Origin of the sequence: Micromonospora thermarum, from assembly GCF_012034245.1 — a bacterium.
GTDB lineage: Bacteria > Actinomycetota > Actinomycetes > Mycobacteriales > Micromonosporaceae > Micromonospora > Micromonospora thermarum.
The window spans coordinates 22,612-44,257 of sequence record NZ_JAATEO010000039.1 but is presented as its reverse complement, the minus strand read 5'-3'; the positions used below and the strand labels follow the sequence as shown (position 1 = coordinate 44,257).

General features: G+C 71.9%; 18 protein-coding genes, 1 tRNA gene and 1 pseudogene. 2 read left to right on the top strand and 18 right to left on the bottom strand.

The features are described from left to right. Positions 1–341: 341 nt before the first annotated feature. Positions 342–1,234, top strand: a pseudogene (locus HCJ94_RS31575) (glycoside hydrolase family 15 protein); the annotation flags it as partial. A 92-nt stretch (positions 1,235–1,326) separates the two neighbouring features. Here the strand turns inward: HCJ94_RS31575 and HCJ94_RS26020 are convergent. The 16 genes from HCJ94_RS26020 to ald form a co-directional block, all read right to left on the bottom strand. Then, a complete protein-coding gene (locus HCJ94_RS26020) occupies positions 1,327–2,031 on the bottom strand; it encodes an alpha/beta fold hydrolase (protein ID WP_309227435.1) in 705 nt (234 codons plus the stop codon). A 381-nt stretch (positions 2,032–2,412) separates the two neighbouring features. Next, positions 2,413–3,120: an alpha/beta hydrolase gene (locus tag HCJ94_RS26015; RefSeq protein ID WP_168003676.1), complete on the bottom strand. Its 708-nt coding sequence runs from the start codon at positions 3,118–3,120 to the stop codon at positions 2,413–2,415. 265 nt (positions 3,121–3,385) lie between these two features. Beyond that, a complete protein-coding gene (locus HCJ94_RS26010; RefSeq protein ID WP_168003675.1) occupies positions 3,386–4,192 on the bottom strand; it encodes a helix-turn-helix transcriptional regulator in 807 nt (268 codons plus the stop codon). Between the two features lie 8 nt (positions 4,193–4,200). Continuing rightward, entirely contained in the window at positions 4,201–4,656 is a 456-nt protein-coding gene (locus HCJ94_RS26005) for a hypothetical protein (protein ID WP_168003674.1), read from the bottom strand. Between the two features lie 526 nt (positions 4,657–5,182). Further along, a complete protein-coding gene (locus HCJ94_RS26000) occupies positions 5,183–8,335 on the bottom strand; it encodes a M48 family metalloprotease (RefSeq protein ID WP_168003673.1) in 3,153 nt (1,050 codons plus the stop codon). A 41-nt stretch (positions 8,336–8,376) separates the two neighbouring features. Beyond that, positions 8,377–8,916, bottom strand: a complete 540-nt coding sequence (locus tag HCJ94_RS25995) for a hypothetical protein (protein WP_168003672.1) — start codon at positions 8,914–8,916, stop codon at positions 8,377–8,379. Positions 8,917–9,283: 367 nt separating this feature from the next. After that, complete coding sequence (locus HCJ94_RS25990; protein ID WP_168003671.1) at positions 9,284–9,445, bottom strand: hypothetical protein; 162 nt, start codon at positions 9,443–9,445, stop codon at positions 9,284–9,286. Positions 9,446–10,045: 600 nt separating this feature from the next. Next, positions 10,046–10,119: transfer RNA gene (locus HCJ94_RS25985), tRNA-Pro, on the bottom strand. 164 nt (positions 10,120–10,283) lie between these two features. Then, complete coding sequence (gene der / locus HCJ94_RS25980) at positions 10,284–11,687, bottom strand: ribosome biogenesis GTPase Der (protein ID WP_168003670.1); 1,404 nt, start codon at positions 11,685–11,687, stop codon at positions 10,284–10,286. Further along, a complete protein-coding gene (cmk, locus tag HCJ94_RS25975) occupies positions 11,684–12,364 on the bottom strand; it encodes a (d)CMP kinase (protein ID WP_168003669.1) in 681 nt (226 codons plus the stop codon). Before cmk ends, der begins: the two co-directional genes overlap by 4 nt. Positions 12,365–12,544: 180 nt before the next feature. Then, positions 12,545–13,315, bottom strand: coding sequence for a pseudouridine synthase (locus HCJ94_RS25970; protein ID WP_168003668.1), 771 nt, complete (start codon positions 13,313–13,315; stop codon positions 12,545–12,547). After that, a complete protein-coding gene (scpB, locus tag HCJ94_RS25965; RefSeq protein WP_168003667.1) occupies positions 13,302–14,255 on the bottom strand; it encodes an SMC-Scp complex subunit ScpB in 954 nt (317 codons plus the stop codon). Before scpB ends, HCJ94_RS25970 begins: the two co-directional genes overlap by 14 nt. Continuing rightward, positions 14,248–15,270, bottom strand: coding sequence for a segregation and condensation protein A (locus HCJ94_RS25960; RefSeq protein ID WP_168003666.1), 1,023 nt, complete (start codon positions 15,268–15,270; stop codon positions 14,248–14,250). Before HCJ94_RS25960 ends, scpB begins: the two co-directional genes overlap by 8 nt. 81 nt (positions 15,271–15,351) lie before the next feature. Then, positions 15,352–16,278, bottom strand: coding sequence for a ParA family protein (locus tag HCJ94_RS25955; RefSeq protein ID WP_168003665.1), 927 nt, complete (start codon positions 16,276–16,278; stop codon positions 15,352–15,354). 176 nt (positions 16,279–16,454) lie between these two features. After that, positions 16,455–17,438 (bottom strand): site-specific tyrosine recombinase XerD, encoded by a 984-nt coding sequence (locus HCJ94_RS25950; RefSeq protein ID WP_309227434.1) that lies wholly within the window; start codon positions 17,436–17,438, stop codon positions 16,455–16,457. 20 nt (positions 17,439–17,458) lie between these two features. Further along, positions 17,459–18,574, bottom strand: coding sequence for an alanine dehydrogenase (gene ald / locus HCJ94_RS25945; protein WP_168003664.1), 1,116 nt, complete (start codon positions 18,572–18,574; stop codon positions 17,459–17,461). A 213-nt stretch (positions 18,575–18,787) separates the two neighbouring features. Between ald and HCJ94_RS25940 the strand changes: the two genes are divergently transcribed. Then, a complete protein-coding gene (locus tag HCJ94_RS25940) occupies positions 18,788–19,120 on the top strand; it encodes a TM2 domain-containing protein (protein ID WP_309227433.1) in 333 nt (110 codons plus the stop codon). A 60-nt stretch (positions 19,121–19,180) separates the two neighbouring features. Here the strand turns inward: HCJ94_RS25940 and HCJ94_RS25935 are convergent, their stop codons facing one another. Then, a complete protein-coding gene (locus HCJ94_RS25935) occupies positions 19,181–19,786 on the bottom strand; it encodes an NUDIX domain-containing protein (protein ID WP_168003662.1) in 606 nt (201 codons plus the stop codon). A 31-nt stretch (positions 19,787–19,817) separates the two neighbouring features. Continuing rightward, on the bottom strand, positions 19,818–21,569 hold the full coding sequence (pyrG, locus tag HCJ94_RS25930; protein ID WP_168003661.1) for a CTP synthase: 1,752 nt from the start codon (positions 21,567–21,569) through the stop codon (positions 19,818–19,820). Between the last annotated feature and the right edge of the window lie 77 nt (positions 21,570–21,646).

The window sequence follows — 21,646 nt, the reverse complement described above, 5'->3', positions numbered from 1 at the left end:
AGGCCGTGACACGTGACCGCCAGGCCGGTTGTCCACCCCGGCCGGGCGGTCATGTTCGCGGCCTTCGCAGTGGCCACCGTGTTCCCGGGTCGCCAGTGCCGCGTCGGCCCGGCTGGATCTGCGCGCCACCATCCCACTTCACTGCGCGGCCGGGGAGGCGTTCGGGTCGTTCACGGTACGGGCCGGCGAAACACATGGCTTCACCCTGGGGTACGCGCCGGCTTACGATGCCGGCCCGCCGGCGGTGCTCGATGCCGAGCAGGTGATCGACAACGCCGTCGCGGGCTGGCGCTCCTTCATGGGCCTGCACGACTACCGCGGCCTCTACCGTGACCAGGTGCGACCTCACCAAACATCATCTCGAGCACCTGGCCGGCTACGCCGGCAGCCGCCCGGTACTGGTGGGCAACGACGCCTGGCGACAACGGCAGAGCGACGTGTCCGGTGAGGCGCTCGCCGCTGCCTGGCTGATGCGCGAACATCTCGACCCGATGCCGCCAGACGTCCGCGAACTGCTGCGCGCGTTGATCGAGCGGGCCGAGCAGGACTGGCACCTGCCGGACGCCGGGATGTGGGAGGCACGCGACGCCCCGCGCCACTACGTGTCATCTAAGGTGCAGTGCTGGACGGCGTTGGACCGAGCCGTCCGCTTCGGACCCGACCTCGGCTCCAAGGCCGACGTCGCCAGGTGGGCAGCGGTACGGGACGAGGTGCGACGAGCCGTGCTGAGGCGGGGCTGGAGCGACCGCTTGGCGGCCTTTACCGCGGCCTTCGACACCGATGAGCTGGATGCGTCCGTGTTGGTGATGCCGCTGGTCGGCTTCCTTTCCGCCAGTGACCCGAGGATGCGATCCACCATCCGGATGATCGAGGAAAGGTTGTCCCACAACGGTCTGCTGCGCCGCTGGGAGGGCGACCCGGCCGGCTTCGTGATCTGTTCGTTCTGGTTGGTCAGCTGCCTGGCGCTGGCGGGCGAGCGGGACCGGGCCGGGCAGCTTTTCGAACGGCTCGCCGACGGGTCAATGACCTGGGCCTCCTCGCGGAGCAGATCGACCCGTCCAGCGGGGAAGCCCTGGGTAACTTTCCTCAGGCGTTCTCGCACATCGGTCTCATCAACGCCGCGGGTGACCTCACCGACCTGGACGCTGGGCGTCATGACCTGCCGCCGGCACCGAATCGGCTCATCCCGGCCATCGGGGAGAGCGGTCGGCCGGGGAACGACCAGCGACGGTGAACGGGGTGGGGCGGTCAGCCCAAGGGATGTGCTTGGGCTGACCGCCTTCACCTGTCGCAGCGTCTGGTCTGAATCGGGCGGATGCCGCCGGATCAGTCGGTGGCGTTGGCTGCTTCGGTGATGAGCTTGGTCACCGCGCCGGGCTGGCTGGCCATGACGCTGTGCGAGGCGCCCTCCACCTCGACGATCTTGCGAGCGCCGGCCCGGTTGTACTCGAAGCGCTGCAGGTCGGCCGGGATGGCCTTGTCAGCGGTCGCGACCAGGCCCCAGGAGGGGATGGTGCGCCAGGCGACGCCCTGCGTCGGGTCGGCGAATGCCTGGGCGCTGAACGGCCGCTGGGTCGCGGACATCACCGTGGTGGTCGACTCCGGCAGGTCGGCGGCGAAGACCGCACGGAACTTGTCCGCCTTGAGGTAGAGGTCCGTGCCGGTCGAGCCGTCCGGGTTGGGGTACGGCACGTGGTTGAGCGCGGCCTCGATCTCGCTGCCCGGGTACTTCGAGATCAGTTCCCCGAGCGACTCGCCCGTGTCGGGCACGAAGGCCGCGATGTAGACGAGCGCCTTGACGTCAGGGTCGTTGGCGGCTGCGTTGGTGATCACCGCACCGCCGTAGGAGTGGCCGACCAGCACGATCGGCCCCTCGATGCTGTCCAGCACGCTGGCGAGGTAGGCGGAGTCGGTGGCGAGGCCACGCAGGGGGTTGGCCGGCGCGACAACCGGGTAGCCCTGGTCCTGGAGCCGCTTGACCTCCCCTTCCCAACTGTTGGTGGCGTCGGCGAAGCCACCGTGCACCAGCACGACCGTGGGCTTGTCCTTGCTTCAGCCGAAGTGCTGCATCGGTGCGGCGGAAGCCATCGAGGCGAGAATGCCCGCCACGGCGGCGGCACCGGCCGTTGCGAGCCAGGCGGAAGGCCGCAGGATACGGCGAAGGTTCATTTCTACTTCTCTCTCGTGGAGGGGAAATGGGTAGCGGCCGCTGCTACACCAGGGCAAGCAGCCGGGTGAGAGCCGTCCGCAGCGGTCAGCCACGGCGAAGGGCCGGATCAGGATGTGCAGGAATTTCCGCAGGTTCGGCAGCAGCTGTTCAGCTGGCTGTCGACGCCGGGACGGGCATGGGAGGCCCTGGTCGCGACCCCGTCGACCGACGGCAGGCGACCAGGGTCTTCCGCGGCGGTCGAACTACGAGGCGCTGGTCGCTCCGCTGGCCGCCTGCTTGATCAGCGAAGCCACCGCGGCGGGCTGGGACACGTAGATCGAGTGGCTCCCCGCGGCCTCCACCACTGTCGCGCCGGTGCGCTCGCTCATGGCCCGCTGCGCGGGCGGCGGGATCATCCGGTCCTCGGTGGCGACCAGGTACCAGCTCGGCTTGCCGCGCCAGGCCGGCTCGGTCACCTGACCGCCGAGGGCGTGCACGCCCCACGGCACCTGCGAGTCCGCCATGAAGGCGGCCTGCTGCGCTGGCAGGTCGGCGGCGAAGGAGTCGGCGAACCTCTCGCGGTCGAGCAGCAGGAAGCCGTCCCGGGGCGGCAGGATCGGCGGCACCGGTGCGCCGGGCGGCGGGTCGGCGATGAGGGTCTGGACCGACTCCCCCTTGTCGGGAGCGAACGCCGCGATGTACACCAGCGCGGCCACGTTGGGGTGGTTCCCTGCCTCGCTGATGACGACGCCTCCGTAGGAGTGGCCAACGAGGACGACGGGGCCATCCTGTCCGTCCAGGACCCACCGGGTGGCCGCCACGTCCCCTTCGAGCGAGACGGTGGGGTTCTGAACGATGGTGACGTTGAAGCCGTCCTCGGTGAGCTGGTCGTACACGCCCTGCCAGCCGGACCCGTCCACGAAGCCACCGTGCACGAGGACGACGTTCTTCGTCGTCCAGTCTGCACTCATTGTGTTCCTCCTGTTTCAGAGCGCCACCGTGTGGCGCGTCTACGACAGTAGGGCGGCCCGGGTGTCGGCCGATTCAGTCATTTGACTTGCCCTCTGGAATGCCCCAGGACGGCCCGCTGCCCATCCCGCGCGGGCCGCATGCCCACGCATGCCGGCCGTCATTTCGGACCACGGCGGTCAATACCGCCCTACTCCGCCCTGCACGTGACGACGTTTCCTGCTGGTTGCACCTTCGGTGTCACCCTGAGCCGTCTGTGGCCGGGCGCTATTCGTACTGCCGCGGTTCGTCGACTTCCTTCGTCGGCAGCTTCGTGAGGGCGTCCCGTAGACCGGCGCGAGACGTGATGCCCAGTTTGGGGAAGAGCTGGTACAGATGGGCGGCCACGGTGCGGGAGGAGAGAGCGAGCCGGGCGCCGATCTGTTTGTTCGTCATGCCCTGCGCCGCCAGGATGGCGATCTGTTGTTGCTGGGGCGTCAGCACGGCGAGATAAATGGCGCGGCCGGTGGGGACGGCGAGGCCTGTTGCGCGCAGCTCGGCGGTGGCGCGCTCGACCCACGGGTCTGCCCCCAGCCGTTGGAAGGTCTCGAGCGCCTGGGTGAGATGCCGTCGACTTTCTGTGGTGGCCTTGCTGCGGCGGAGACGTTCCCCGTAGATGAGGTGGACCCGGGCCAGGTCGAAGGGCCAGCGCTGGGTATCCGGCAGCGAGAGCGCCTCCTCGAAGAGCTCGACGTCCCGGCCGGCGGGAGCGGCGACAGCCGCAGCGGCGGCCACGAGTAGCGCCAGACGCGGGGAGATGGCGGCGATTCCCGCCTGCCGGGCTGCGGCGGCGTGAGCTGTGGCCTCCCGGTGCCGTTTCGTCCGGGCAGCGGCCTCGGTGAGGTCCAGCACGAGCCACATCGCGTGGGGGTTGTGGGAGGCCAGGACTCCTGCGGGGCTGACCGCGGCGGCGTGCTGGTATGCGGCCCCGACGTCCCCTTCGCCGAACGCCGCCAGCGCCCGCACGTGAGCGGCATAGCACTGGACCAGGGCGACGCCCCTGGGGGTGGCCCATCCGGTCATCTCGTCGGCCATCGATGACGCTACGTCCGTCCGTCCCCGAGCAGCGTGGAGAGCCCTCGCAGGAACACCCCGGGCCAGGTCAACACTCGATAGCCGTGGTCGTCACACAGTGTGAGGCCTTCCTCGATCGCGGCGAGGGTTCGGTCCCACTCCCCGGCGAAGAAGCCGTCGTTGGCGAGCAGGAACAATGCCTCGATCGCCGAGGCAATCGCGCCACCGGCACGTCCGTTGTCCACCACTCGCCACAGTGCGGCGCGGCATGAGGCGAGCCGGTCGACGTAGGCGCAGGCAATGCCGATGCGGACGATCCGGCTCGGGTTCGCCTCGCTCTCGAGGCCGGGCAGCATGGCGTCGAGCCGGTCAAGGGCCTCCGGTGCGGTACGAGCCGGGTCGCCGACGGTCCTTCTGATGACCCAGAGGAGCTCGGGGGTCCGGGAGCCGAGTTCGCTGAGTACCGCGTCGAAGGGCGCGTACAACTCCGGTCGGCCGCCGAACAGGCAGACCAGGAAAACATGTGCAACGCCTCGACGAGGTTCTTCTCCTCAACGAGATCTGTGTCGCTCTGCATCTCCAGGGCGCTGACGAGCAAGCGGTGCGCCGTGTCGACGTCACCGTCACCGTTAAGCAGGAGCGACGAGGCCGCGACTGCTGCGGCAGTCAAGCAGTCGTAGAACTCTCGCCGGAACCTGTCCAGGTCCCCGACGGCATCAGCCGGACCACAGTCATGCACACTGGTCACCAGAACAGCCCTTGGTTATCGATGTTCTTCCCTAGACAAGAAGATCATCGACCAAGGGCTGTTTCCGTGATCGGTCGGGGTCCCCGCAGGACCTCAAGGGGGTTAAAGATCAAGTCAGTCCGGCACACCCTCCGCCTCGCGTTTCCCACCGCCGGGCGCACGCTACGCCGCCTCATCGACGGACGAGACGCCTGACGACTCCGCTGCCGCCAGGCAGTCACGTGGTAGCTACACGTCATCGGCACCCTTCGAAATCCACGAGGTCAGTGCGGCATGGCGGCCACGACACGGGTCAGCGCGGCCAGGAAGAGTTCCTCGTCCAGCGGCTCCTCGATGGCGATCATCGAAACCGTGACGAGGGTGTGGTCCACCCGCACGGTGGCCTGCGCCATCCGGGCCCGCACGGTGGCACCGGCGACGGTCGAGAGGTCGTAGTCCACCCGCCAGGCCTGGTCACCGACGCGGGGCGCGGTTGCGGCGTGCACCTCGTAGCTCAGTTGAAAGCCGTCGGCGGTGGTGGTTCTGAAACGTGGACAGCGAGCGCGGGCCCGTTCCGCATCGTGCAGCACCGTGTCGGGCACCGCGGAGGCGTACGAGACAACGGTGACCGTCATCGACGACGACGCCAGCTGGCCGCCGTTGCCCAGGAACAGCTGCGCCGACGCGCGTCGATCGCGGGCGAGGGGTTCGAGGAACCCGTCGGTGGCCAACGGCTGGCAGGCGGGCGGGTCGTAACTCGGTTCCGCCGAGGAATTTCCCTGCTCGTCGTCGGCCGTCCGCTTCCAGTGCGGAGGCAGGTCCCGCGCCGCCGCCTCGGCGGCGGCCGTGGCCTCAGCGGTGGTGAGTGCACGCCCGGGACGCGCCGCAGGACGCTCGACAGCGGCTGGTGCCGACGGCACGGGTGCAGCCGTCACCCCGTCCGGCTTCCCGGAGACGTACGTCGCGCGCAGCAGCCCGCCGCCTGTCCCCAACAGCACCGCCAGCAAGGCAGCAGACCAGGCCCACCGAGCCGCCGGACGGTGCGCCACCAGACGCGCCAGCAGCCCGTGGACCGCCGTGTGCACGACGGCCACCGCCACGCCGGCCAGCAGAGCGGCCAGCGCCCCCTTGACCGCCAGGGTGTCCAGCAGCCTGAGCGCCCAAGGCAGGTCGTCGGGGAGATCACAGGTCGACCAGCGGAACCGGAACGCGGCGACGCATCCGCCGAGCGTCTGCCCGGCGAGGACGGCCACGGTGCCGAGCACGGCGACCACGGCGGCGCCCAACTGCCCCAGCACCAGGCCGAGGGGACGGCCCTTGGCAGCCAGCACGCCACCGACCAAAGCCTGCACCAGACCCGCCGCCGCGAGCTCCGCGTAGTAGAAGTAACCGGAGAAGCCCGCCGTGCCGACCAGTTGCGGGACGGACAGCCGAAGCACCGCCCGGGCGGCCAGCACGGCGCCGGCGAAACCGGCGGCCCCGAGCAACGCCACCCGCAGGGCGGCACGCACCCCCTCGCCGAGACGCTGGTCGTCCGGTACCGGTGAACCGCGAGCGTCGTCCCCGGACGAGGAGATTTCCGGCCCATCAGGAGCGCGGTCGACGACTTCCCGGAGGCCGTGGGCGTCCCGCTCCGGCCCGGCGGCGTCGCAGCGGCGCACCGCTGACCGGTGACGCCGACCGGGCCGGCCCCACAGCCCTGCGGCGAGCGGGTACAGCCAGGCCAGCGCCACCACGGGCGCCGCCAGCAGCCGGCCGCGGAAAATCTCCAGCGGCGGGTAGAACAGTGTCAGCACGGCGAACCCGGGCCCCGGCCAGATGTCCACGCCAGCACGGGCGAGGTCGGCGGCGCCGATGCTGTAGAGGTGACCGACCAGGTAGGGGGCCACGCGCACCGGGTGCCAGGTCCCGATCCAGACGGCGAACGGCACAGCGGTGACGGCCACGCCGAGCGCCCAGGCCCAGCGGCCGGCCGCGCCCGGCGCCGACCAGGTCCGAGCGCCGGCCGCGCTCACCCCGGCCTGCGCCAGCATGCCGCCGGCCAGCAACACCGCCGCGAGGAGCGCCGAGCCCGCCCCGAAACCGCTCATCGTCGCGCCGTCGCCGACCGGAACCCGACCACCGGTCCACGGGCTGCCGAAGACCCCCCAACTGCCCGGGGCGATGGAGATCGTCACCAGGTCACCGACAAGCCAGCCGAGGCTGAACCCGAGAGCCGCGACGACCACGGTCCTGGTCCGGTCGGCGGGCGACCCGGGGCCGAGGCGGGCCCGCCAGGCCGCCGCGCCCAGGATCCCGGTGACGACGGGCGCGACGATCCAGGCGGCGGCACGGGGCCCGGCTGCGCCGTCGTGCGTCACCGCGAGCACGACGTAGTGGGACAGTCCGCTGAATGCGATCACCGTGGTCAGGCCGGCGAGGAACAGTTCGCCGAAGCCGGGCCGGTGCCGACGTGCCGGGTCGTCGACCGCGGCCAGCCGGGCCGCGACGGTGGGGTGGACGCCGAGCCGGCGCAGCCATCCCCGGGCGCCGTGCGGCGTCGCCGTGAGGGTGACGGCTCGGCGCAGGTCGGCTCCGGCGCCGAACTCGGCGACGCGAGCGTCGGCGTGCGTCTCGCGGGCACGCAGCACCGCGTTGCGGGCGAGGTACGCCACGGCGACGAAGACGACGGCCCGCCCACCCACATGCGCCACCGTCGGTTCGTAGCCGGAAACGTCCCACGGCGCCCGGCCAGGGTCGGCCACGATCGTGGGATACAGCAGGACGACGGCCAGCGGGACGAGGGCCACTGCGACGCAGGCCCGCCAGAGCGCCACCACCGCGTACGCCAGGTCGACGTCCCGGTTGCGGAGGTGGGCGAGTTCGTGTAGCACGACGGCGCGGAACGTGCCGGGACCGGTGACCGACAGCGGCACCAGCCCGGCGTTGATCCGCACCGCGTACCGGCCGACCCGGCCGAAGGCGAGCCCGCCGGGGCTGCCGGCGGCCGGATCGAGCAGAAAGGACGGTGGCCGCGCCAGCCCGGCAACGCTGGTGAGCCGAACCAGTTCGGCGTGCAGCCGGGGAAACCGGCCGGGCGTGACCTCGACCAGCCTCCCCCGGCGGCGGATCCACCCGGGCGTGGTGAGAAACAGCGCCGCCGCAACGGCCAGGAGCACAGCGAGACCGACGAGCACCCATCCGGCCTGGGCCTGTTCGAACGGCGCGAGGCAGCGGACCAGGTCCTGCTGTGCCCGCTCACTGGCGGCAACGTACCTGTCGAGATCCGCGTCGGCGGCGGGCAGTGCGTGGCGGTACGCCTCGGTGCACCGAGCGTAGGTCACCCCTCCGGCGGCGGCGTGCTCCGGCACGACGTAGTAGAGGGAACCGAAGGCGTACGTGGCGGTGCCGAGCACCGCGATGACGAGCGCGACGAAACGCAGCGTGGTGCCGGTCACCGGCGGTTCGTCCGGACGCCGGGAACGTGCCGCGCGCACGGTCACCCGTCGTGGTGAAGGGCACCGACCACGGCGTCGGCGATCAGGCCGGCCCGGTCGTCGTCGACGCCGGCCTGCCGGCACCGGGTGAGGACGATCTCGCGGATCCGCGCGTGGTCCGCAGGAGGAGCGGGAGCCGGAGAGGCGGCGGGGGCGGCCTCGGGGTCGCCGGTGTGCGGGGCGGGAGTCGCCTGCCCGTCGGCCGGGTCGGCGTCGCGCCGCCGCCGGAGCAGGCCGCGCAGCCGGTCGCCCACCTCGATCGCGCCGACCGCCTCCATGGTGAGGTGACGGACCACCTCGGCGCTGATGCCCAGCGCCAGCGGGGTCAGCAGCGCGGCGGCCGCCTCGACGCCGAAACCGAGCATCTGGTCACGCCCGCCGCCCGGACTGGTCAGCCGCTGCGGGTCTCGGCGGTAGGCATCCCGCACGATGTCGAAGATCTCCCCCTCCTCGGGGGCAACCCGCGATACCACCCGGCGGGCCAGTTCCTGCACCACGGCGTCCTCGACCGACGGCAGTTCCGAAACGCGGCGACTCTCCACGGAGCTGACCATACTGACCGACGGCAGCACGAACTGTCGCGTTTCCGTCGTGGACGGTCCCACGGTCGCCTGCCGCGCCCTTGTGCACCGGTGCCCGGCGAACGGCAGACCCTCCCGGACCTGCTGGTGCCAACGACCAGTAGCACGCCTCTCCTCGGACTGCGGTCATGGCATCAGGTCCAGTAGAGCCAACCTGGCTGAGGAGTACTTCGCCTAGAAGCGAGCGTCAGTTTGGAAGAGCGTGATCCGTCGCCCGTGATGCCCGAAACGCCTGCGGCCGGCGGCAGAGCCTGGGCCCGTCGTGCCCGCTGATGACCGCTCCGCGCCACGGCTACTGGCCCGTGGATGGCCCATGCCGCGCCTCGGTCTACTTCCCTTGATCCTGGCGTCCTTCGCGCCACAGCTCGTGCTCGCGGAGCACCCAAGCGAGCCAATAGAGGCCGAAGGAGACCACGAAGACGGCGAGCAACACCAAAGCCGCGACGCTCACAAAGCCGTTCGACGGCGGCTCGTTCAGGGCGAGAAGCACGATGCCCAAGACAGAGTGAGGTCAACATCAGCGATCGAAAGACCGGTTGCTCCACCGGATGCTTGCGGGGACTCGGCCTCAGCACTCCTTCCCGAGGTGGGCTCATACTCACGATTCAGGCAGCTTCCGGCAAGGGGCTGATCCGGTTGGAGTGCTAGCAGCACGAGGCGCGTTTGTCGGGTAGCGGATCTCCTCGTCGGGCAGTCGGCAGACCGTCCAGCCTCCCCGACGGGGACCAAGTGGAGCGCCCTACCGAATGAACGACCTGGTCCCCGCCCGGGGAGGCTGGTAGCCCTTGTGGTGCCCGGCGAGGTGAGCCGCGGCGGCATCTCTGAGGAGGGTCGGGGTTCGGGGCGGAGTCCCGAGGTCTTCATGGACTGGTCGGTCCAAAGCGGGGCCGGCCGGCCCGGCGCGGCCCGCTTTGCGGGCCGCCTTGATCCAAAGAGCGAACGATTCGGCAGGCATCCCGGCTGGACGCTTGAGACTTGACCAGCGGTCAAAAATCGTTAGCGAGCGTCGACGACCGATCGTGGTCCCCAGAATGCCGACAAGGCTGGCCCGACGTTTCGGACCAGCCTTGTGATCTGCTGTTTCACCTTGTCGGGACGGCCGGATTTGAACCGACGACCCCTTGACCCCCAGTCAAGTGCGCTACCAAACTGCGCCACGTCCCGATGCTCCCGCGCGGTCCTCCCCGCGACAGCCGGTACAGCGTACCGCACGATCTTCCTTCCGCCGCAATCGCCCCTCCCGCGCCACGAGGGCCACCGGCTCCACCCGGCGACCCTCGTCACCACCTCTAAAGCGTCCTAGGAGGGTGGGTCAGGGCGAGGATCGGTCAGCCGTGCGCCTTGCCCCGGCCGCCCGGGCCGAGCTTCTTGCGGGGGCGTACCGAGATCTCGATCGGGCTGCCCTCGAAGCCGAACTCCTCGCGGAGCTTGCGCTCGACGAAGCGCTGGTACCCCGCGTCCAGCGGACCCGTCGTGAACAGGACGAAGCGCGGCGGCGCGACGCCGGCCTGGGTGGCGAAGAGGATCTTCGGCGCCCGTCCCCCGCGCACCGGGTGCGGGGTCGCCTGCACCAGGGCGGTCAGCCACGCGTTGAGCTGCGCGGTCGGCACCCGGGTCTCCCAGCTCGCCAGGGCCTTGCGCAGCGCCGGGGCGAGCTTGTCGACCGCGCGCCCGGTCTTCGCGGACAGGTTGAGACGGATCGCCCAGGGGATGCGGCGCAGCTCCCGCTCGATCTCCTTGTCCAGGTAGTACCGGCGGTCGGCGTCGACCAGGTCCCACTTGTTGAAGGCGATCACCAGGGCGCGGCCGGCCTCGGTGACCATCGACAGGATCCGCTGGTCCTGCTCGCTGATGACCTCGCTGGCGTCGAGCAGCACCACGACCACCTCGGCGGCCTCGATGGCCGACGCGGTACGCAGGCTCGCGTAGTACTCGGTGCCGCTGGCCTTGCCGACCCGCTTGCGCAGGCCGGCGGTGTCGACGAGTTGCCACGTCTCGCCGCCGATCTCGACCAGGCTGTCGACCGGGTCGACGGTGGTGCCGGCGACCGCGTCGACAACCGCCCGCTCCTCGCCGGAGAAGCGGTTGAGCAGGCTGGACTTGCCGACGTTGGGCCGGCCGACCAGGGCGACCCGGCGCGGGCCACGAGGCCGGTGCTCGACGATCTTCGGCGCCTCCGGCATCGCCTCCATGATGGCGTCGAGCAGCTCACCGGAGCCGCGACCGTGCAGGGCGGAGACCGCGTGCGGCTCGCCGAGGCCGAGCGACCAGAGCGAGGTCGCCTCCATCTCGATCGAGCTGTTGTCGGCCTTGTTCGCCACCAGGATCACCGGCTTGGCGCTGCGGCGCAGCATCCGCACCGCCGCCTCGTCGACGTCGGTGGAGCCCACCATGGCATCGACCACGAACAGCACCACGTCGGCCGTGGCGACCGCCGACTCGGCCTGCGCGGCGATGGCGGCGGCCCGGTCCTTCGCGTCCGGCTCCCAGCCGCCGGTGTCCACGACGGTGAACTGCCGGCCGTTCCACTGCGCGTCGTACGGCACCCGGTCCCGGGTCACCCCGGGGATGTCCTCGACGACCGCCTGGCGGCGGCCGATGATGCGGTTGACCAGGGTCGACTTGCCCACGTTGGGACGGCCGACCACGGCCACCACGGGCTGCGGGCCGGGCGCCTCCTCGACGTCGAGGTCCGGCTCCCGCAGCTCCACCCAGCCTTCGAACTCGCTCACGCCACTCCCCGCTCGGTCAGCAGGTCGCGCAGGCGCGCCACGACCTCGTCGATGCCCAGTTCCGTGGTGTCCAGCACCACGGCGTCCGCCGCCTGGGTCAGCGGGTCGGCCGTACGGGTCGAGTCGAGCCGGTCCCGGCGGGCCAGGTCGGCCGCGGTGACAGCCACGTCGGTGGCGTCCTCGACACTGCGCCGGGCCGCACGGGCGGCCTCGGAGGCCGTCAGGTAGACCTTCAGGTCGGCGTCCGGCGCGACCACCGAGCCGATGTCGCGCCCCTCGACCACGATCCGGCCGGCGGCGGCGATCATCTCCCGCTGCCGGGCGACCAGAATCGCACGGACGGCCGGCACGGCGGCCACGGCGGAGACCGCCGAGGTCACCTCGGGCCCCCGGATCTCCACCTCGACGTGCACGCCGTCAGCGGTCACGCCGTACCCCTGGGGGTCGGTGCCGATCCGCAGGTCGGTCTCGCCGGCGACCTTGGCCACCGACGAGGCGTCGGCCAGGTCGACGCCCGACCGCAGCACCGCCCAGGTGACCGCCCGGTACATCGCGCCGGTGTCCAGGTAGCGGGCGCCGAGGCTGACCGCGAGCCGCCGGGAGACGGTGGACTTACCCGAACCGGACGGCCCGTCCACAGCGACCACGCAGCGCCCGGTCCGTGCCTTTTCCTCCACCGTCGTCCTCCTCAGTCCGTACCTCGCGGATCCTGCCCGCGAGCGGAAACCACACACACTGCCTTCAATCATGCCCGTCGCCGCGCCGCGCGCCGGCATCACGCCACCACGAGGCGACGCGCGACACCCGGAGCGAGGCCGCCGGAAGCCTACCGGCACCGGTACCCGCAGCCGCCCGCCTCAGTCGCCGACGGCCTTGAACAGCGCGGCGACCTCGGCGTTGGTCAGCCGGCGGGTACGCCCGGAGCGCAGGTCGCCCAGCCGGATCGGCCCGATCGAGGTCCGCACCAGCCGCGACACCGGGTGGCCGACCTCGGCGAGCAGGCGCCGCACGATGTGCTTGCGCCCTTCGTGCAGGGTCACCTCCACCTGGGCGGTCTTGCCCAGAGTGTCCACCACCCGGAAGGAGTCGACCTTCACGGGGCCGTCCTCCAGCTCCACACCCGCCGCGAGGCGCTTGCCGAGGTTACGCGGGATCGGCCCGGTGACCTGACACAGGTACGTCTTCGGCACCCCGTACGACGGGTGCATGAGCCGGTGCGCGAGCGTGCCGTCGTTGGTGAGCAGCAACAGGCCCTCGCTGTCGGCGTCGAGCCGGCCCACGTGGTAGACCCGCTGCTCCACCCGGTTGCCGAGGAAGTCGGCGAGGGCGGTGCGCCCCTTCTCGTCGGCCATCGTCGAGACCACGCCGCGGGGCTTGTTCATCGCGAGGTAGACCAGGCGGGTGTCGACCTGGAGGCGCTGCCCGTCGACGTGGATGACGTCGCGGGTCGGGTCGGCCCGGTCGCCGAGCTGCGCGACCCGGCCGTTCACCGTCACCCGCCGACGGAAGATCAGGTCCTCGCAGGCCCGCCGGGAGCCGACGCCCGCGGCGGCGAGCACCTTCTGGAGGCGCTCGGGACCGGTGTAGACGGGCGCGTCGGACTTCGGGGCACGGTCATCGCGAGGCATCGGCAAGGTCTTCCACATCGTCGGGGAGGAACGGGGCCAGCGGCGGCAGGTCGGCGACGCTGTCCAACCCGAGCTTCTCCAGGAACAGGGTGGTGGTCCGGTAGAGGTGGGCGCCGCTCTCCGTCTCGGTGCCGCACTCCTCGACCAGCCCCCGGGAGACCAGGGTACGGATCACGCCGTCGCAGTTGACACCGCGGATGGCGGAGATCCGCGAGCGGGTCACCGGCTGCTTGTAGGCGACCACGGCCAGGGTCTCCAGCGCCGCCTGGGTCAGCCGCACGGACTGCCCGTCCAACACGAACCGCTCGACGTACCCCGCGTATTCCTGCCGGGTGTAGAGCCGCCAGCCGCCGGCGGCCCGGCGCAGCTCGAACCCGTGGCCGGCCGCCGTGTACCCGGCGGCGATCTCGGCCAGCATCGCCGCGATCCGCTCCGCCGGCTGCTCCAGCACGTCGGCGAGGGTCGCCTCGGCGACCGGCTCGTCCACCACCAGCAGGATCGCCTCCAGCGCGCCGCGCAGCTCCGCGTCGTCGAGGACCGGCGCCGGCTCCGGCGGTGCCGTCACCCGCCGCCGGGGTCGTGGCGCCCGGTCGGGTACGCGGGCAGCCTCCCCACCCGGCGCCGGCTCCCCGGCCTCGGCCGTCGGCGCCACCGGCTCCCGGGCCTCGGCCGTCGGCGCCACCGGCTCCCCGGCGTCCACGCTCGGCCGCTGCTCCTCGCCCGCGGGCCGCCCCACGCCCGCAGCCGCCTCCTCGGCGGCCGCGCCGTGATCGTCGCTCGCGGACTCCCCCGAGATCTCGGCAGGTTCCGGCCCCTCCGGGGGCCGTTCCTCGCCCCGACCTTCGGTGCGATCGGCGGGCGGTTCCGGACGGCGTTCCCACGGGGGGATCCAGGCGGCGGCCTGGTCGGCCAGGGAGTCCCGGCGCTCCTCGTCACTCATCCCGCTCGCCCTCCGTCGATCCCGTCCCGTCCCCCGCCGCAGCCGGCTCCGGCGGCACGGGCTCCCCCGGCTCGGCCGCGCCGGCCGGCTCCCCCTCGGCCGCGGGTGCGCCGGCCGGTGACGGGGTGCCGGCGTACTCGTCGATGTCCAGGTCGGGGCCGCCGTCGGCGGGGCCGGTCCAGCGTACGGTCAGTTCCTCCAGGGCCTGGTCCTGGACGAACGCGACGAGGCCCTCCCGGTACAGCTCCAGCAGCGCGAGGAACCGGGCCACCACCTCCAGGGTCGCCTCGCAGTCCGCGCAGAGCCCGGAGAACGTCGCGGTGCCGGCCCGGCGCAGCCGCTCGGCGATGATCCCGGCGTGCTCGCGGACGCTGACCCGGACCATGTGCACGTGGGCGATCGACACCTCGGGCACCGGCTTCGGGGTGAACGCCTTCACGGCGAGCGCCCGCAGCCGCTCCGGCCCGATGCCGAGCACCAGGTCGGGCAGGGCCTGCGCGTACCGGGGCTCCAGGGTGACCGCGCGCGGCCAGCGCCGCCCGCCGGCCTCCTCCAGAACCCCGATGTGGGCGGCCGCCTCCTTGTACGCCTTGTACTGCAGCAGCCGCGCGAAGAGCAGGTCCCGCGCCTCCAGCAGCGCCAGGTCCTCCTCGTCCTCGACCTCGGCGGCGGGCAGCAGGCGGGCCGCCTTCAGGTCCAGCAGGGTGGCGGCGATCAGCAGGAACTCGCTGGTCTCGTCCAGGTCCCACTGGTCGCCCATCGCCCGGATATAGGCGATGAACTCGTCGGTGACCTTGTGCAGCGCCACTTCGGTGACGTCCAGCTTGTGCTTGCTGATCAGTTGCAGCAGCAGGTCGAACGGGCCGGTGAAGTTCGCCAGCCGGACGGTGAAGCCGCTGGTCTCCTCGACCGTCGCCGCGTCGGCGGGCACCACGCCGTCAACCTCGGCGGCCAGCTCCGCGGCGGCCACGGGATCGTCGGCGCCGTGCGGCGGGTCGAGGGGCGGAGCGGTCACCGGAAAACCGTAGTCCACGGCGCGGACACCCGGCGTTCGGCCCAGGGCGTGTGTCGTGGTCACCGCCCGACCGCTCCCGGACTACGCGCGCTCCGACTGGGCGGCGATCACCTCGCGGGCCAACTGGCGGTAGTTGCGCGCGCCCGAGGAGGCCGGGTCGAGGGTGGTGATCGGCGCACCGGCGACGGTGGACTCGGGGAACTTCACCGTCTTGGTGATGACCGTCTGGTAGACCTTGTCGCCGAACGCCTCCACCACCCGCTGGAGCACCTGCCGACAGTGGGTGGTGCGGCTGTCGTACATGGTGGCGAGGATGCCCTCGAGCTCCAGGTCGAAGTTGAGCCGCTCGCGCACCTTGTCGATGGTGTCGAGGAGCAGGGCCACACCCCGGAGGCTGAAGAACTCGCACTCCAGCGGGATGAGCACCCCGTGGGCGACGGTCAACGCGTTGATCGCCAGCAGGCCCAGGGAGGGCTGACAGTCGATCAGAATGAAGTCGTACTCCTTGCGGACGCTCCTGAGCACGCGGGCCAGGGCCATCTCGCGGGCGACCTCGTTGACCAGCTGGATCTCGGCCGCGGAGAGGTCGATGTTGGCCGGGAGCAGGTGCAGCCCGGCCACGTCGGTCTTGATGAGCACGTCCTCGGCGGTGACGTCGTCCTGCATCAGCAGGTTGTAGACCGACAGGTCGAGGTTGTGCGGGTTGACGCCGAGGCCCACCGAGAGGGCGCCCTGCGGGTCGAAGTCGACCAGCAGCACCTTGCGGCCGTACTCGGCCAGCGCCGCGCCCAGGTTGATGGTCGTCGTGGTCTTGCCGACGCCGCCCTTCTGGTTGGCCATCGCGATGATCCGCGCCGGGCCGTGCCGGTCGGTCGGCATGGGCTCGGGGATCGGCTTGCGCATCGTGTACGCCGCCGGATCGGCCGGACCCAGATCCGCGCCGAGCGTGGCCTGCTGCTCACGGAGCTCCGACGTCCAGGTCTCGGCACGGTCACCGTTGCCTGCCATGTCCTCGTTGCCCCCTCCCGACGACCACCCGGCGTCGGAGTCGACCGACGTCCCTTTCGCGGCGCCGCCGCGCACCCTGCGTCCGCGTCGCCCCGCCAGGTCCGCGCCGAACCCGACTCTACGCCACCGGCGAGCAGGGCGTTCGGCACCGGTACGGCGTGTCGGCGGGCGGCGTCCTAGCCCCGGGCCCGCGGGTGGGCCGTCGCGTACACCTCGCGCAGCCGCTCGACGGTGACCAGTGTGTAGACCTGTGTGGTGGTCACCGAGGCGTGGCCGAGCAGTTCCTGCACCACCCGGACGTCCGCCCCGCCGTCGAGCAGGTGGGTGGCGTACGAGTGGCGCAGCGTGTGCGGGGAGACCGCCGCCGGCCCGTCGACGGGCAGCCCGGCCCGCTGGGCGGCCCGGCGCAGGATCGTCCATGCCCCCTGCCGGGACAGCGGCCCGCCCCGGGCGTTGAGGAAGACCGTCGGGGTGCCCCGGCCGGCGGCGGCCAGCGCGGGCCGGGCCCGGACCAGGTACGCGCGCAGCGCCTCGACGGCGTACCCGCCGATCGGAACGAGCCGGCTACGGCCGCCCTTGCCGCGCAGCAGCACCGCTCCCTCGGTGGTGTCGAGGTCGTCCACGGCGGCGCCGACCGCCTCGGAGATGCGCGCGCCGGTGCCGTACAGGAACTCCAGCAGCGCCCGGTCGCGCAGCGCGAGCGGCGCGCCGTCGCCGGTGGCGGTGACCGGGCCGGCCGTCTCCAGCAGGCGGACCACGTCGTCGACCGGCAGGGCGCGCGGCAGCCGGCGCGGCGGCGTGGGCGGGCGGACGTCGCGGCTCGGGTCCACGCCGGCCAGTCCCTCGCGCAGCGCGAAGCGGTGCAGGCCGCGGACGGCGCTGGCCGCCCGCGCGGCGGACGAGGCGGCGAGCGGCGGCTGCCCGTCGTCGCCGGCGCGCAGCCGGGCGAGGTGGGCCTCCACCTGACCGGAACCGACCGCCGCCAGGTCGGTGACCCCGGCCGACGCCAGGGTGTCGAGATAGCGGTCCAGGTCCCGGCGGTACGAGGCGAGGGTGTTCGCGGACAGTCCACGCTCGACGGTGAGATGGTCCAGGTAGCCGCGGACGGCACGGCGCAGGGCCGGCGCGGGCTCCACGCCCGTGCCGGCCCTGTCGTGCACTGTGGTCAGGCTGCCGCCCCTCAGGCCAGGACCTCGGCCAGCGGCAGGGTGGCCATGCCGTGCGCCTCCGCGACCGGGCCGTAGACGACCTGGCCGGCGTGGGTGTTGAGGCCCAGGGCGAGCGCCGGGTCGCGGCGCAGCGCCTCCCGCCAGCCGTGGTTGGCCAGCTCCAGGGCGTACGGCAGGGTGACGTTGGTCAGCGCGTACGTGCTGGTGTGCGGGACCGCGCCCGGCATGTTCGCCACGCAGTAGAAGATTGACTCGTGGACCTTGTACGTCGGGTCGGCGTGCGTGGTGGGGCGCGAGTCCTCGAAGCAGCCGCCCTGGTCGATGGAGATGTCGACCAGGACGCTGCCCGGCTTCATCCGGGAGACCATCTCGTTGGAGATCAGGGTCGGGGCCTTCGCGCCGGGCACCAGCACCGCGCCGATGACCAGGTCCGCGTCGAGCACGGCCCGCTCGATCTCGTACGCGTTGGAGGCGACCGTCTGCAGGTGGCCCCGGTAGATGGCGTCGGCCTGGCGCAGCCGGGCGACGTTCTTGTCGAGCAGCAGCACCTCGGCCTGGAGGCCGAGCGCGATGGCGGCGGCGTTCATGCCGGACACGCCCGCGCCGATGACGACGGTCTTGGCCGCGTACACGCCGGAGACGCCGCCCATGAGGATGCCGCGCCCGCCGCCCTGCCGCTGCATGTGGTACGCGCCGACCTGCGGGGCGAGCCGGCCGGCCACCTCGGACATCGGGGCGAGCAGGGGCAGCGACCGGTCGGGCAGCTCGACCGTCTCGTACGCGATGCCGGTGACCTTGCGGTCGATGAGCGCGTCGGTGCACTCCTTCGAGGCGGCCAGGTGCAGGTAGGTGAAGAGCACCTGCCCCTCGCGCATCCGGTGGTACTCCTCGGCGATCGGCTCCTTGACCTTGAGCACCAGCTCGGCGGTGTCCCACACCTCGTCCGCGGTGGCGAGGATCTTGGCGCCGGCGGCGGCGAAGTCGTCGTCGCTGATGCTGGACCCGACGCCGGCACCCGACTCGACGAAGACCTGGTGGCCGGCGCGCACGAACTCGTTGACGCCCGCCGGCGTGATCGCCACGCGGTACTCGTGGTTCTTGACCTCGCGTGGGATTCCGACCTTCACGATGCAGACACCTTCCTCCGGGGCTGCCGCCCCGACTGCTCGGCGCCACGACGGCCCCATTGCCGCCGCGGTCCACCGGTCCCGCCGGCGGCAGTCTAGGCGCGCCGCCGTCCGCGGGGAGCCAGCACAGTGACATGCGGTGACCGCTCCCCCTGACGAAGTGTCAGGCGCCGGCCTGACCGGCGGTCGGAGACCACCTCAGCCGTCAGGACAGTGTTCACCATTATCGTCCCACTCGGCGTGTCCCGCCGGGGACAGGAGGCAAGTCGATCACTATTGTGTCGCCCCATGACCACTCCTCCGTACCAGCCGGGTTACCCGGCGGGCGTTTCCGACAAGAGCAAGATCGTCGCGGGTCTCCTCGGCATCCTGCTCGGCACCTTCGGTGCCGGCCGGTTCTACACCGGCCACACCAAGATCGCCGTCCTGCAGCTCGTGGTGAGCCTCGTGACCTGCGGCGCCGGTGGCCTCTGGGGCCTCATCGACGGGATCCTGATCCTCGTCAACGGCGGCACCGACGCGCAGGGCCGGCCCCTGCGCGACTGATCCGACGCGTACGAGAAGGGGCCGCGCGGTTCGCCGCGCGGCCCCTTCTCACGTACGCCCTCAGCGGGGCAGTGGCGCGTCCGCCCGGCGCAGCGCCGACCAGCCCACGTCGCGGGCCCGCGCGGCGGCGAGCAGCCCGGCGACCGCCGAGGCGTTGGTGATCTCGCCGTTCAGCACCATGCCGACCGCCTCGTCCAGGTCGATCCGCACCACCTGGAGGTCGGCCTCCTCCTCCCGGCGGTCGTGCCGCTGGTCGGCCGGCACGTCGGCGAGGTCGCGGGCGAGGAAGACCCGGACCAGCTCGTTGGTGAAACCAGGCGAGCTGTGCAGGTCGACCAGGACGTCCAGCCGCCCCGCGCTGAGGTCCGCCTCCTCGGCCAGCTCCCGCCCGGCGGTGACGGCCGGATCCTCGCCGGTGACGTCCATCAACCCCGCCGGCAGCTCCCACAGGTGCCGCCCGACCGCGTGCCGGTACTGCCGGATCAGCACCACCTGGCCGGCGTCGTCCAACGCCACCACGGCCACCGCCCCGACGTGCCGGACGTGGTCGCGGACGGCCGTGCCGCCGCCGGGCATGGTCACCTCGTCGCTGACGACCTCGAAGATCCGGCCCCGGTAACGCTCCGTGCGCGAGCGCAGCTCGTACCGGTGCTCGACGGCACTCACGCCGCCGCCCCGGGTGTAAGGCGCCGCGCGCTCACGACTTCGCCGTGGCCTTCGTCGCGGCCGTGCCGCCGTTGCGGGAGGCCTTCGCCGCCGCCGGCGCCGTGCCGTCCAGGTCGACCGGGAGCTGGTCGGCCTCCGAGTACGCGATCGCCGCCTTCACGAACGACGCGAACAGCGGGTGCGGCCGGGTCGGGCGGCTCTTCAGCTCCGGGTGCGCCTGGGTGGCCACGAAGAACGGGTGCAGGTCGCGGTCCAGCTCGATGAACTCGACCAGCCGCCCGTCCGGCGAGGTGCCGGAGATGTGCAGCCCCGCCTTGGTCAGCGCGTCGCGGTAGGCGTTGTTGACCTCGTACCGGTGCCGGTGCCGCTCGCTGACCTGGGTGCTTCCGTACGCCTCGGCGACGAGCGAGCCCTCGGCGAGCGCCGCCGGGTACGCCCCGAGCCGCATGGTGCCGCCCAGGTCGCCCTTGCCGGCGACGATGTCCTCCTGGTCGGCCATCGTGGCGATGACCGGGTGGGCCGCGTCCTCGTCGAACTCCAGCGAGTTGGCGCCGTCCAGCCCGGCGAGGTGACGGGCCACGTCGATGGTCATGCACTGGAGGCCGAGGCAGAGGCCGAGCAGCGGGATGCCGTTCTCGCGGGCGTACCGGGCGGTGCCGATCTTGCCCTCGATGCCGCGCACGCCGAACCCGCCCGGGATCACGATGCCGTCCACGCCCGCCAGGGCGGCCGCGGCGCCGGCCGGGGTGACGCACTCGTCGCTCGGCACCCAGCGCAGCTGCACCCGGGCCCGGTGACCGAAGCCGGCCGCCCGGATCGCCTCGCTGACCGACAGGTACGCGTCGGGCAGGTCGACGTACTTGCCGACCAGCGCCACGGTCACCGCGTGGCGCGGCTGGTGCACCCGCTCCAGCAGGTCGTCCCAGCTCGACCAGTCCACGTCCCGGAAGGAGAGGCCCAGCCGGCGCACCACGTACGCGTCGAGACCCTCGCGGTGCAGCACCTTCGGGATGTCGTAGATGCTCGGGGCGTCCGGGGCGGCGGTGACCGCCTCCAGGTCGACATCGCAGTAGAGCGACAGCTTCTGCTTCACCTTGTCCGGGATGTCCCGGTCGCAGCGGAGCACCAGCGCGTCCGGCTGGATACCGATGCTGCGCAGCTGCGCGACCGAGTGCTGGGTCGGCTTCGTCTTCAGTTCGCCCGACGGCGCCAGGTACGGCACCAGCGACACGTGCAGGTAGAAGCAGTTGTCCCGGCCCAGGTCGTGGCGAACCTGCCGGATCGCCTCCAGGAACGGCAGCGACTCGATGTCGCCGACGGTGCCACCGACCTCGGTGATGACCACGTCGGGCACCTGGCCGTCGGCGTCCGGGTCGGCCATGCCGAGGATGCGCGACTTGATCTCGTTGGTGATGTGCGGGATGACCTGGACGGTGTCGCCCAGGTACTCGCCACGCCGTTCCTTGGCGATCACGTCCGAGTAGATCTGACCGGTGGTGACGTTGGCCTTCCCGGACAGGTCCCGGTCGAGGAACCGCTCGTAGTGGCCGACGTCGAGGTCGGTCTCGGCGCCGTCCTCGGTGACGAAGACCTCGCCGTGCTGGAACGGGTTCATCGTGCCGGGGTCGACGTTGAGGTAGGGGTCGAGCTTCTGCATGACCACGCGCAGACCGCGCGCGGTGAGCAGGTTCCCGAGGCTGGAGGCGGTGAGGCCCTTACCCAGCGAGGAGGCCACGCCCCCGGTGACGAAGATGTGCCTGGTCGTCCGTGCTGAAGGGGCCAAGGCCTGCTCCCGTGTCGTCCGTCGCGGTCGTGCAGACCGCCGTGCCGATCAACCAAGTGATCACGCGATCCACGGGA

Coding starts and splice junctions, on each gene's coding strand:
- HCJ94_RS26015 (WP_168003676.1), bottom strand. CDS start 3,120: ATGAGTGCAGACTGGACGACGAAGAACGTCGTCCTCGTGCACGGTGGC.
- HCJ94_RS26010 (WP_168003675.1), bottom strand. CDS start 4,192: ATGGCCGACGAGATGACCGGATGGGCCACCCCCAGGGGCGTCGCCCTG.
- HCJ94_RS25970 (WP_168003668.1), bottom strand. CDS start 13,315: ATGCCTCGCGATGACCGTGCCCCGAAGTCCGACGCGCCCGTCTACACC.
- scpB (WP_168003667.1), bottom strand. CDS start 14,255: ATGAGTGACGAGGAGCGCCGGGACTCCCTGGCCGACCAGGCCGCCGCC.
- HCJ94_RS25955 (WP_168003665.1), bottom strand. CDS start 16,278: ATGGCAGGCAACGGTGACCGTGCCGAGACCTGGACGTCGGAGCTCCGT.